Annotated in this window: 9 protein-coding genes; 3 read left to right on the top strand and 6 right to left on the bottom strand. The window is 50.2% G+C overall.

The features are described from left to right. The first annotated feature begins 35 nt into the window (after positions 1-35). Genes GSF01_RS15875 through GSF01_RS15865 form a run of 3 tightly spaced genes read left to right on the top strand, consistent with a single transcriptional unit; the run spans position 36 to position 3,417 of the window. On the top strand, positions 36-779 hold the full coding sequence (locus tag GSF01_RS15875; RefSeq protein ID WP_159885693.1) for a polyphosphate polymerase domain-containing protein: 744 nt from the start codon (positions 36-38) through the stop codon (positions 777-779). Then, the gene (locus GSF01_RS15870; protein WP_159885691.1) at positions 772-1,473 is read left to right on the top strand and encodes a DUF4956 domain-containing protein; all 702 of its coding nucleotides are present in this window, start codon (positions 772-774) and stop codon (positions 1,471-1,473) included. Before GSF01_RS15875 ends, GSF01_RS15870 begins: the two co-directional genes overlap by 8 nt. A 30-nt stretch (positions 1,474-1,503) precedes the next feature. Then, a complete protein-coding gene (locus GSF01_RS15865) occupies positions 1,504-3,417 on the top strand; it encodes a carbohydrate-binding domain-containing protein (RefSeq protein WP_159885689.1) in 1,914 nt (637 codons plus the stop codon). A 532-nt stretch (positions 3,418-3,949) separates the two neighbouring features. On the opposite strand, the gene GSF01_RS15860 is transcribed toward GSF01_RS15865, so the two are convergent. The 6 genes from GSF01_RS15860 to GSF01_RS15835 all read right to left on the bottom strand — a co-directional run bounded on the left by GSF01_RS15860 (position 3,950) and on the right by GSF01_RS15835 (position 12,622). After that, entirely contained in the window at positions 3,950-5,248 is a 1,299-nt protein-coding gene (locus GSF01_RS15860; protein ID WP_159885687.1) for a DUF4179 domain-containing protein, read from the bottom strand. A gap of 58 nt (positions 5,249-5,306) precedes the next feature. Continuing rightward, positions 5,307-7,262, bottom strand: coding sequence for a M56 family metallopeptidase (locus GSF01_RS15855; RefSeq protein ID WP_159885685.1), 1,956 nt, complete (start codon positions 7,260-7,262; stop codon positions 5,307-5,309). Between the two features lie 6 nt (positions 7,263-7,268). Beyond that, positions 7,269-7,691, bottom strand: coding sequence for a BlaI/MecI/CopY family transcriptional regulator (locus GSF01_RS15850; protein WP_159885683.1), 423 nt, complete (start codon positions 7,689-7,691; stop codon positions 7,269-7,271). 330 nt (positions 7,692-8,021) lie between these two features. Continuing rightward, positions 8,022-10,817, bottom strand: a complete 2,796-nt coding sequence (locus tag GSF01_RS15845) for an alpha-L-rhamnosidase (protein ID WP_159885681.1) — start codon at positions 10,815-10,817, stop codon at positions 8,022-8,024. Positions 10,818-10,920: 103 nt separating this feature from the next. Then, positions 10,921-11,748: a carbohydrate ABC transporter permease gene (locus tag GSF01_RS15840; RefSeq protein ID WP_159885679.1), complete on the bottom strand. Its 828-nt coding sequence runs from the start codon at positions 11,746-11,748 to the stop codon at positions 10,921-10,923. Between the two features lies 1 nt (position 11,749). Continuing rightward, the gene (locus GSF01_RS15835; RefSeq protein WP_159885677.1) at positions 11,750-12,622 is read right to left on the bottom strand and encodes a carbohydrate ABC transporter permease; all 873 of its coding nucleotides are present in this window, start codon (positions 12,620-12,622) and stop codon (positions 11,750-11,752) included. Positions 12,623-12,683 lie beyond the last annotated feature (61 nt).

Raw genomic sequence — 12,683 nt, 5'->3', positions numbered from 1 at the left:
AGCGCATACGAAACACGACGAGGGGGGAAGCAGAGATGGCGATTGAGGTGTTTAATCGATACGAGAACAAATACTTGCTTGACGATGAAGCCTATCACCGATTTTATGAACGGCTGCTTGACTATATGGAGCTGGACGACTACAACAAGCAGCATCCGTTCTATTCCATAAGCAATATTTATTTCGATACGGCGAATCATGCGCTGATTCGTAAAAGCATCGCCAAGCCGAAGTACAAGGAAAAGCTGCGTCTGCGGGCCTACGGCGTGCCGCAGCCGGGTGCGAAGGGATACTTGGAGCTTAAGAAAAAAGTGTTCGGCTTGGTGAACAAACGGAGAACCGCGCTGCAGCTCGATGAAGCGTACGAGTTCGTGCGAACCGGCGTCAAGCCGGACGAACAGGACTATATGAACAAACAGGTGCTGAATGAAATTCAATATTTTCTGACCCGCTACGAGCTGGAGCCCAAAGTTTATCTCGCTTACGACCGGAGAGCGCTGTTCGATAAGAACGGACGCGACCTCCGCATCACGTTCGATACGAATATTCGCTCGCGGCGCTTCGATCTGAGGCTGGAAAGCGGAGATTATGGCGAGCCTTTACTGGAGTCCGGGCGATGGCTAATGGAAGTGAAGGCGGAAAAAACGATTCCGATCTGGCTGTCCCGGATGCTTTCGGAGCATCAAATGTTTCGTACCAGCTTCTCCAAATACGGCAATGAATATAAGAAATATATAGCTAATTCAAAGATGCTCAAGGAGGACTTCATTTATGCCTGACTTTATCGACTTACTATTTACTTCAACCGCTGACACGGGGACGGCCCAGTTAACCCTGTCTCATTCTTTGCTAACGATTGCAACCTCCATTTTGCTTGGCGCATTGATCAGCTTTACCTATATGAAAACGAGCAGCCGCCATGCCTACTCGCAAAATTTCGCCTTAACGATGATGCTCTTGCCTGCCATCGTCGCCATAATTATTCTGCTCATCGGCAGCAATATCGCAAGAGCCTTCAGCCTTGCGGGGGCCTTCTCGATCATCCGCTTCCGCAGCGCGCCCGGGGACCCGAAGGATATCGCCTACGTCCTGTTCACGATGGCTGCGGGCTTAGCGGTCGGCGTCGGCAGCTTCGGCTACGCCATGCTGTTCACCATCTTGCTATGCGTGCTCATGTTTGTCCTGAACCATTTCAAATTCGGCCAAAAAAAATCGACGGAACGTTTGCTTAAAGTAACGATTCCGGAAGACTTGAGCTATGAAGAAGCTTTCGCCGAAGTGTTTAAGACTTTCGATGTCACTTATGAGCTGAGGAAGGTTCGTACGACCGAGCTAGGCAGTTTGTATGAGTTGGTGTACGCCGTCACGATGGACAATCAGATCGATCAGAAGTCGTTTCTCGACGCGGTCCGATGCCGGAACGGGAACTTGGACATTACGTTAACGATGGCCCCGACAGCGTCAGATTATTAATTGAAACTACTAACGAGAGGATAAATCAATATGAAAACACAAAACGGACTGAAAACTATTTGGATCGTCATGATGAGTATGGCTCTTCTATCAGCCTGCAGCACGAGCGATGTGGAAAACGCTGCGAGCAGCCCCTCGGTCAACGAAATTGTAAAGGCTTCGACCAGTTCGGCTGCGACCACCTCCGAGCTCCCCGCTAAAGCAGAATATAAGGAGGAGGATACGTCCGCTGACTGGAGAGGAGAGAATCTTACGCCTATGGATCTGGACAGTCATAACGGGCCTTTGACTCTAACAGCGGCTGGAACGTATGTGCTAAGCGGCAGCCTGCGCGACGGAGGCGTAATCGTCGAGGTGACGAAGAAGGATAAAGTCCGTCTCGTATTAAACGGTGCGGACATTCATAATTCGACCGGGCCGGCGATTGACATTAAAGAAGGTGACAAAGTAATTATTACGCTTGCGGAGGGCACACATAATGTCGTCTCCGATGGCACGGCTTATGCGGATACAACAGACGAAGCGCCGACCGCGGCCGTATACAGCAAAGCGGATCTCATTATTAACGGCACAGGCGCTCTCACGGTAGAAGGGCAATATAAGGATGGCATTGCGAGCAAAGACGACTTGAAAATCGTTAGCGGGACCCTTGACATTCATGCGGTCGACGATGCTCTGGTTGGACGGGATTTACTCGCTGTGAAGGACGGAGCAATCTCTCTTGAAGCAGGCGGAGACGGCTTGAAATCGACGAATGCCTCGGCGGAAGGTAAAGGAAACATCGCGATCGAAGGCGGAGCGTTTACAATTCATGCGGGAAGCGATGGACTGCAATCGGCCGTATCGATCCGGGTGGACGGCGGAACCTTCGATATCGTTGCAGGCGGAGGCAGCGTTAACGCAGCAGCAAAGACCGATAATGAACCATGGGGACGCGGACCGAGGGGAGCTGCGCAACAACGGACCCCTGCGACTGAAGCGGCCGCGGCTTCGACCGCTAGCACCGATACCCCAAGTACGAAGGGGCTGAAAGCTGCAGCTGTCATCGCAGTCAACGGCGGCGACTTCCGCATCAACTCGGCCGATGACGCAGTGCATAGCAATGGCTCTATTGTCATCAGCGGCGGGAAAATGAATATCGAAACGGGAGATGACGGTATTCACGCCGACGCTTCGTTAACGATTAACGGTGGTACGCTTGACATTGCCAAAAGCTATGAAGGCATTGAAAGCTCGCTCATCTCGATCGCAGGCGGAGAAATCAACATTGTCTCAACGGACGACGGCGTTAATGTCGCCGGAGGCAACGATGGAAACACCAACGCCCCCGGTCTCAAACCAGATCAGTTCGCAGCTGCCGGCGACAACAAGCTGATCATCAGCGGCGGCGCCCTTACGGTAAATGCCGATGGAGACGGCTTGGACGCGAACGGATCCATCGAAATGAGCGGCGGCACCGTCCTCGTGTATGGGCCGACCGGCAACGGCAACGGCGCGCTGGACTACGACAACACCTTCCTGCTAAGCGGTGGCACATTGGCTGTGGCCGGCAGCTCTGGAATGGCCATGGCGCCATCCAAGGAATCCGCTCAAGCTACCGTTGCCATGAGCTTCAGCCAGACGCAATCCGCCGGAACACCTGTTTCGCTGATATCCTCTGACGGCAAAGCGATCATGACGATCACATCGGTAAAGGACTATCAAATGGTGCTCTTCAGCTCGTCTGAAGTGAAAGCCGGCAGCTCGTACAGCCTTACTTCCGGCAACTCCCAGCTTGTCCAATTCGAAACGACCGGCTCCGTCACCTGGGTTAACGAATCAGGCGTAACCGATGCCCCTGCCGGCTTCGGCGGTATGGGCGGCGGGATGAGACCCGGCGGCGGCGGCGCGGGCTTTGGCGGCGGTGGTGCAAGACCCGAAGGAGGACAAATGCCGAAGCGGTGAATTCACCGGAGTGAGGTTGGTTCTGAGTAGATTCATTTAGAGGTATCCCTGTCCGGTTCGCCGCGGCAACGAAGAGAGCCACCTCGATCTGAGGCGGCTCTCCCGTCCTTGTGATAGTGTGCTATGGTGTCACACTTCGTATTAGGAGCTCAGCCAGTTTTACTGGTTGACCACTTTTAATTTTGTGGTGTAATTCTCGGTAACCGGGGCAGAGTTGAACTAAAGAATCGTATTCATGGTAGCAGGCAGTCACTCTCAGTCCCCCTTCTGGGCCGGAAACATGCCAAAGCTGTTGACACCCTAAATATACATTGGTTGTCCTTTTTTTATTTTGTATGTCACATCTAGCTTATGCAAGGCAACATGTGTAGTTGTAAGGGAGCCGGCTACTCTTAACAATAAAAATTTTTTACGATACATTGTTTCTCCCATTTTGCTCACACTCGACCAAACGTATTTCACCCGAAAGATGACGCCCCATGCTGGGCGTACAATACAAAAAAGCTGCCCCGCAATCGGGACAGCCAACAGATTAAGGTTTGACAGGAAGCGTGATTTCCAGCTTCGGATCATACTTCGGATCATTGTTTTCGTAGACGGCTGTTACGAACGTTAGATTCGATTTAGGATCGATGGCAGGATAGTCCGCAACGTACGTGTTGGTTTTCCTATCAATCAGTCTTCTTTGCCCATACAATTTCTGTCCAGACCCGTCTTCCATATATAAATCCAAATTATAGGGGTGAGGACCTTCCGTTTGCAAACGAACCTCAGTTTTATCGCTACCATAGCGGATATCCGTAACTTTCACCAATCCCGACGTACTTCTTTTCAGTACAATGGGCTTCTCCGCTGTCGGTTTATACTCGACTGCCGCCTTATGAAACACTGGTAATTTAAACTCCGACTCTTCTCGGGTAAATCCAATCTTGATCGATTCGGGTAACGTCTGGAATGGGCTAAATGAATCAATAGATTCTACGGAATATCCGGTTCCTGTAGGTGTGAACTTGACTATGCCTCCTACCGGCAGGTACTCCGTTCCTTTCCCATCTTCTATTCTCATATGATTCTGATAAAAACCGCTATTCAAATGCTTCGGAAAGCTAACCTCATACCTGACCGCGGTCATGTTCGGGGTCATCGCTATCTCCTTGAGCGTGTATGTGAATTCGCCCGACTTCTTTATGATCATCGGCTTAAGTACCTTGGTTTCTTTGTAAACGGATTTCTTGACAGGAATCCTTAGTTCCCACGGCTCCGGCGTACGGTTCGGCGAAGTTTGGTGCAGAGAACGGTAATCCTGGAATCTCATCTCGAATTCATCGGGAAACCGGCCGGCATTGGCCCAGGTTACGCTATGCATCGTGGTTTGTTTGTCAATCGGCTCGGACGAGTGGCGAATAGTGCTTCCGATCTCTTTGCCGTCAAGCATAATCAACGGATTTGTCGAAGCAGGCTCTTGACCATGATGCTCCACATAACCAACAGACAATCGCGCATCATCGAACAATATTTCCTTCACGGTAATCTTAACGCCGTTTTTAGTAACGCTTTGATTGATCTGGGACACCGTCTCGTTTTTGACGGCTTGTTTCAGCTCGCAGTCCATGGAATGATGAAAGGGAGACATCTTCCCATTCTCTCCAAGAAGATCCTGCTCGCGTTCGAATAAACACTGAAACGGAGACACCGAGGCGGAAGCTTCTGCTGCTACCGCTGTAGGCGTAACGGAAAAGACCCCAAATGAGGTAAAAGCGATCAGGGCAGCCGCAGAAATTGTGACCAAACGGCCTACTTTAATTTTCGTTGCATGGAAGACAGGTATCATTTACAACAATCCTTTCCTGACGGGTTTGTTTGCTGGCCATTCTTTCATTCTCTTCGCCTTAAGCGGAATGTTGATCGTCTGCATATCGTTTATACATATCTGCATTCGGCTGTTTCATAGAGGATACGATCGTTATGATTTCTTGATCCGTTACGCTGCCCGTTACTTGAATTTGATACTGTACGCCTTGATCTTCCCAAATATAGTACCGCTTTTCACTTTGACCCGAGACAGCCTCAGTCACCTTCATCGCATACTGATCCTTCATCTGCAGTAGCGTTGCGTTTACCGACCATTCGCCGCTTTTATCCGCTGATTGTTCAATATGTTTGTATACCGTTTTCAAGTCGTCGCCGCCAACAATGGCGAAAAACTCCAAATTTCCGGCAACCGACTCTCCTTTGCGCTGAACGAAGCGTATTGCCGCTTCGGTACGATTGCTTCCATGAACTTCTTTCGTATTAACATTGACCTGTTCCATGCGGTACCCTGCAGGCGTGGCATCCGGAACTTTAAATGTAAAGCCGGCGTCTTGAACTGCTTTCTCCAAACGGTTTGCTGCCGGGGCGGGAGGAGGAGCGGCTTGCTCTTCTTTGGCGGCTTCCGCTGCACTTTCGGCATGCAGTTCGACTGCACGCATCCGTTGCTCCGAATTGTCGGCCAAGTTTGGCGAAGGAACGGCATTTCCTTCCTTAGCGGCTTCTGCCGCGCCTTCGGCATACGGTCTGGCTTCGGTCAGGTTCCTTTCCTCATGAGCCTTAACCTCTTCACGACGGGGTTCCGTAGACATAGTTTCAGGAATCTTCCATCCCATAGCGCCTGCAGCCCGCACCGCATTATCCCGGTTATCGGTCAAATTCGGCGATGGAGCGCCTTCGACATATTTCTTCGGAGTAGCCGGCTCTGCCGCATTCGTTAGCGACATGACACTCATGACGGCGACGCATAATACGGCAATGGTTGAAAACTTATACGTTCCTTTCTTGAACGATTTGATCATCGTAATTCTCCTTATCGCCAGATTCCGATTGTTCGATCCATTGAAATATAGCAGGTCCGGCTGATGGCGCTTGGCGGAATAGAGCTTCAAAAACTCAACAATCGTCATTCCATACGGTATGGCTTCCGCTTCTCCAAGAACTTCCAAGGCATAGGCATCGCAGGCCAGCTCTCTGTCTGCTTTCATTTTCGCGATGCATATCCAGATGAAAGGATTCATCCAGTGAATCGCCAGAACGAAGCTGCCGATCGTATTCCAGGCGATATCTTTTCTTTTGTAATGAGCCAATTCATGAGAGAAAAGATGGTAAAGCTGGGCATCATTCAGTTGGTTCCTCAGCGCCTCTGGAATGTAAATCCACGGAGCAACGATTCCAGATATATAGGGGCTTTTCATTTCGTGCCCCGAATACAGCGGAATGGGCTGCTTAATGCCGAATTTTTTCCTGCAATCGTTCATAACGGATAGGATACGAGGATCTGTTACCATCTGGAACGCCTTGCGGTTGCTTCTTAGCTTCCACATATAAAATAACAAGTAAAGAAGGATGGCAACCGCTCCTGCAAGCCATATGGCCGAAATGATTTGTAAAGCCAGCGGGTATTTATTTGCGGAAGACGGTGCCGCGGTTTCCGTTTCTTGAAGCGGTAGGGCTATCGGAAACGGAGCATGGTTCTGCAGCGGCAAGTTGTTCTCCTTCTGAACAGGAAGCTGTTTCTCCGGGTGTTGTTGAGATATCCTTGCGGGCGGTTCACTTACTTCCAAATGTTGAGTTTCCGCAGCCGCCTTTTCTGTGCCTGACGCCAATGGCAAAGCGTTAAACAAACTTACAGGACTGCTCGGGAAATCGGGCAGAAGCAGCCGGATCAGCACAATCAGCCACAGCGCATGCCGCATTCGCGGGCTCATATGCCGATGGAATAACGCTTGAATCGCCATAACCAGCAGCCCGACGGCGCTTGCCGCCAATGTCGCGTAACAAAACCATAAAAAAATGCCGCTCACCATATGCATGCGCGATTACCTCTCTATCTGATGTTCTTCATCAGATCCTCGTTCCTTGGTCTTTCGCTCCTTTTTCTCCGTCAAAAGCCTTTGAAGATTGTCAAGCTCCTGCTGCGACAAATCGGTTTCCGCTAAAAAATTCGTAACCATGATGTCGGCCGCTCCGTTAAACACCCTTTTGAGAAACGATTGACTTTCAGCCCGAACGCATTCTTTCTCAGACACTAACGGAAAATACAAGTAGCTCCTTCCCGATTTCTCAAAATCGATCGCCTTTTTTTTCATTAGCCTGTTAATGAACGTCCGTACCGTCTGATCGCTCCATTCGATTCCGCCTGGCAGTTGGAGTACGATTTGCTCCGCGGTCAACGGATTTTGCTTCCATATAACCTTCATAATTTCCCATTCGGCTTCCGATATTTTGGGAACGTTGCTCATGCTTCTCTCCCTCCTTTCCAAATAAACTATTACAACTGTAATATAACCCCCGCGAAGTTAATATTACATCCGTAATAGTTGTTTGTCAATATATTCCTCTATAAAAAACAGGAAGATAAGCAATACAAAAAAGACATAAGCGCCCTACCTACTTGGTATGGGCTATTCTTATGTCTATTTGAGAGAGCCTTTGCGTTGCAAATAACTGAACTATTAGGACTTTAACGGTCTCGCCGACCAGCCGCATGTGGTAACCTTCCGCGTCTGCCGCAGGGGTACGATCCGTATTTCCGATGCGTTGTTCTTTGATTAATCCCTGCCACCCATTATTCAAAGCACATAAGTAAACTGGTAACTCCCGCTTCCGAGATGCACCGTTACCCCCACATCGGTTTGCCGATACGAAACAATCCCCGATGCTTCATTTAAAGATACGCCGGATTCCTTTACACTTTGATGGTTTGCGCCTTGAAGCACTACGGTCCCTGTTGTATTGGGCGGTATGCTGGCGTTAATGACTAACTGCCGCCCGTTTTTGCTCCAACCCGACACGATGGTCCCATAACGCGATTCATAATTCGCCGACGCATGGGACAGCCCGCAATCCATATCCGGCTGGATGTTGATTTTCTTATATCCCGCTTGCCCCTTCTGAAGACCCGCAACTTCCCGGTACAGCCAATCGCCGACGCAGCCGAACGCATAATGGTTAAAGGACGCCGTAGAAACGGTGCCGTCCGGTTTAATGGCATCCCAAGCTTCCCACATGGTCGTTGCGCCCCGCTCCACTGCATACAGCCATGAAGGGCATTCCGTTTGGAATAAAAGCTTGTATGCCAGCTCCCGTTTGCCGTATTTGCAGAGTACATCCAGCAGGAACGGTACGGAGACGAACCCCGTATCGAGCCTGCAGCCATTTTCTTCGATGAGACGGGCCAATTGCTCCGCCACTTTGCCACGAGCCTCTTCCGGAATAAGATCGAACTGCAGGGCGAGCACATAAGCGCCTTGGAAATGAGCCGACAATGTCCCGTCATGATGCAAATATTGTTCCGAGAATGCTTTCCGAATATGCCGGTTCAAGTCGGAATAGTAGTTTGCATCCGAGTGCTTGCCGAGTATAGCCGCAATTTGGGAAAGCAGCGCCGTAGAATAAGCGTAGAAGCATGTCGCTACCGGCTCTTTGGTCTTCTGAGCGCTATCCTGGGGGCTAGATGCGCTTGGCATCAGCCAATCGCCGAAATGATATCCGGTGTTCCACAAATATTTCTGCCGTTCCTTTTGGACATCGTCCATCTGCTCATAGTTGTCCGGCATCTCGTTTTCCGCGGTCCGGCGGATGTAATCGATCCATTTAACCATCGGCTCATAAAATTCCTCAAGCATCTTGATATCGCCATACGCCTCGTACAATGCCCAAGGAACGATGATCACGGCATCGCCCCAGCCTGCCGAAGAATCTTTTCCCATCAAGGTGTGGCCGATATGTATAAAGCTTTTATGATAAGGGACGCCATTCGGCACCTCTCCGTTCGGCATCTGCTCGAGTGCAAGGTTGCGGAGCCAGCGCGTTAAAAAGGCGAGCACGTCCATATTGAATGCCGAGGTGGGAGCAAATACTTGGATATCCCCGGTCCAACCGGCGCGCTCCCTTTGCGGACAATCCATCGGGATCGACAGCATATTCGTTTTTTGACTCCACATAATGTTCATCTGCAACCGGTTAATTCGTGTATCGGAGCATTCGAACGAGCCGGTGTATCTCATGTCCGAAGATAGCACAGCTGCCGTAAAGCGTTCGGGCAAAACGACGCCGGGATAACCTGATACCTTCACATAACGGAACCCGTGAAACGTGAACAAAGGCTCGAACGTTTCCGGTTCCCCTCCGCGGAGAATATAGATATCCTTTTGATCTTTATGTCTTCCCTTAATATTGTTCAGAAAATTCCCGTGTTCATCGAGCACTTCCGAATGTTCCAGGACGATTTCGGTGCCCGCCGGCCCTTCCACTCTCATGGAAACTCGCCCCGCTATCACCTGACCGAAATCGATGACCGTTTCGCCTTTAGGAGTCATTATCACCCGAACGGCAGGCAATGTTTCCACAACCCGCACAGGCTCGCCATAATGCGCAACCAGGCCCGACATTTCGCAATGAGCGACATTAACGGGATCCCATGCGGAGTCATCGTAATCCGGAAGTGTCCACCCGTCCTTGACCCGTCTGGCATCCACTTTTTCGCCAATGAATATATCCGAGTAAACAAGATGACCGGTCGAACATTTGACTTGCTGATCAGAGACAATGATCTCCTGCGTTCCGTCTTCGTATTCGAGCTCCAGCTGGAACAACAGCCCTAACTTGTCACCATATTGGCAGCTGTTTCCGGCAAGACCGATTCGCCCCGCATACCAGCCGTCCGCCAAAATAGCGCCGATGGCATTCTCTCCGTTCTTCACCAAATCCGTCACTTCGTAAGTTTGATATTGAAGGTAGCGGTCGTACGATGTAAACTCGGGCGCAAGTTCCTGGTTGCCCGCTTTTTGGCCATTGATCTCAAATACATAGACGCCGTGCGCGGTTGCATACAGCCGTGCCTTGCGTACAGCGGATGAAGCGGTAAATGTTTTGCGCAGATAAGGGCATGGGTGCAAGATGGACGTATCTGTCGGCTTATCGCACTGCAGCGCTTCGCGTAAGCTTAGGATAGGATCCTCCGCCACAGGCTCTTGCTTCGGCTCGATCCACAGTGCCTTCCAATCCTCCCGTCGCAGCAGTCCCATCTCCCAATAAGCGACCGTACTCCAATCCGATTCGGCTCCTGACTGGTCCCATACTTTCACGCGCCAGTAATACCTCCCTCGGGAAGTTAGAGGTTCGCCCTCATACGTGCAAAATACCGACTCATCGGAATGCACCTTGCCCGAATCCCAGCAAAGATCGGAGCCTCGCAACAGGTTTTCTTCGCTGTTCGCCACCATAATACGATAAGCCGCTTGAAGCACTCCGCGCCGCTCCGACTTCAGCTGCCAGCTAAAACGCGGGGCCAATATGTCGATGCCTACCGGGTTTACCATCGATTCGCATAATAGCTGTCGCGTCTCCAAATCCCCAGTTGCCATATGTTCACCCTCCTAAGTAAACTTGGTTTCCGTACGTTCTAACCCCATGATTATCCGAATCGAATGTGACCTTTGGGACAAAGCTTTATCAAAGCTCATCCGCTCATCCTTTAACAGCTCCGCTAGCCATGCCTTGTATAAATTGTTTTTGCAGAACAAGGAACAGCAAGATGAGAGGCAGAGAGCCTATGATGACCGCCGCAAAAATCAGGTTCCATTGATTGACGAATTCTCCCGTGAAGGAATAGATCGAAAGCGGAATCGTCCTGGCTTGTTTGCTTTGCAGGAAAAGCAGCGGAACGAAGAAATCGTTCCATATGGTCAGCGTGTTCATGATTAATAATGTCGAAGTGACCGGCTTCAGCAAAGGAAACAAGATCGACCAAAACGTTCGATAAGGGCCGCAGCCATCGATCAAAGCGGATTCCTCAATCTCTTGCGGGATAGACTTGAAAAATGCCGTATACAAAAAAATGGAGAATGGCAGGCCGAGGGCGATGTAGATAAAAATGGGCCCCGCGTATTTGCCTATCAGGTTCAATTGGCCCAGCAGCTTGTATAACGGAATCATGGTCATTTGAAACGGAATCATCATGCCGGCAAGAAAGTACAGATACGTGACCGTTGCCCATTTCTTTTTTCGGCGGGACAGCGGGTAGGCCGCCGCCGAGCTGAGCAGAATGATCGTAATTACGGAAGTACCGGCTATCGCGATGCTATTCATCAGCGAGGTGCTCATTGCGCCTTTATTCCATGCGGCGGCAAAATTCGACCATTCCAAGGAGGCTGGCATACTCAAAGGACCTTGGGCCAGTTCGGAAGGCGCCTTTATTGCGACGAATACGACGATCAGGATCGGAATCAGCACAACGATCGCCCAAAAGGTCAAAATGAACCGGGTCAAAAGGCTATTTCGATTGTAGAGACCCATATCAGTACTCGACCTCCCTTTTTCTAAGCAAAGAAATTTGCACAATCGATAAGATCAGGATGGTCGTGAACATCACGACGGCAATCGCGCTCGCATACCCCATCCGGTCAAAGCTGAACGCCTGCCGGTAAAGCAGGATGGAGAGATTCTCGGTCGAAGTGCCCGGCCCTCCGTTTGTCATGACAAAGATCGTATCGAATATTTTGATGCCTACAATCATGTTGACAATCATATTCACCGTAAAAGACGGCGCAATAAGCGGAAACGTGATATTTTTGAACATGCTCCATCTTCCTGCACCATCGATATACGCCGCTTCGTAAACTTCGGAAGGGACTGATTGGAGCCCGGCAACATAAATAATCATGGTGAAGCCGACAAAATGCCAGATACTTACAAAGATGATGCTGTAGATGGCAATACTGTTATCGCCAAGCCAGTCCCGGGCGAGATCGTCCAGATGGAGCATGCTCAACAGCGTATTGATTACGCCGTCGGACGGGCTATACATGTAAGCCCAGATGTACCCGATGGCCAGAGCGCTCAGCATAACCGGAATCAAATACCAGACCCGCAATATTCGATGGATTCTACCCGTCCCCTGAAGTCCGAGGGCCAGAGTCAGTCCCAATACATTTTTCCCAACCGTAAGGCAAATGGCAATTAGGAACGTGTTTTTAAGCGCGTTCCACACATCCTGATCGGTCAGCAGCTTGACATAATTGCTTAATCCGACAAATTTAGTTTCCGGATTCAGCCCGTTCCAATCCGTCAAGCTGTAATAAAAGCTGCTAAGGACCGGGATGACCAGAAACACAGTAAAAACAATGAATGCCGGAAGAATAAACGTTCCGTCTACCCAGTATCTTCTCAACGTATTCCCTCCTACAAAAATACCGGACGCAAATCTGCGCCCGGCCCCGCTTTCTCGCCCG

The sequence above is a fragment of the Paenibacillus puerhi genome (assembly GCF_009846885.1).
GTDB classification, from domain to species: domain Bacteria; phylum Bacillota; class Bacilli; order Paenibacillales; family NBRC-103111; genus Paenibacillus_G; species Paenibacillus_G puerhi.
This window is presented reverse-complemented; position numbering and strand designations above follow the sequence as displayed.

Coding starts and splice junctions, on each gene's coding strand:
- GSF01_RS15850 (WP_159885683.1), bottom strand. CDS start 7,691: ATGAGCAACGTTCCCAAAATATCGGAAGCCGAATGGGAAATTATGAAG.
- GSF01_RS15840 (WP_159885679.1), bottom strand. CDS start 11,748: ATGGGTCTCTACAATCGAAATAGCCTTTTGACCCGGTTCATTTTGACC.
- GSF01_RS15870 (WP_159885691.1), top strand. CDS start 772: ATGCCTGACTTTATCGACTTACTATTTACTTCAACCGCTGACACGGGG.
- GSF01_RS15865 (WP_159885689.1), top strand. CDS start 1,504: ATGAAAACACAAAACGGACTGAAAACTATTTGGATCGTCATGATGAGT.
- GSF01_RS15875 (WP_159885693.1), top strand. CDS start 36: ATGGCGATTGAGGTGTTTAATCGATACGAGAACAAATACTTGCTTGAC.
- GSF01_RS15845 (WP_159885681.1), bottom strand. CDS start 10,817: ATGGCAACTGGGGATTTGGAGACGCGACAGCTATTATGCGAATCGATG.
- GSF01_RS15855 (WP_159885685.1), bottom strand. CDS start 7,262: ATGCATATGGTGAGCGGCATTTTTTTATGGTTTTGTTACGCGACATTG.
- GSF01_RS15860 (WP_159885687.1), bottom strand. CDS start 5,248: ATGATACCTGTCTTCCATGCAACGAAAATTAAAGTAGGCCGTTTGGTC.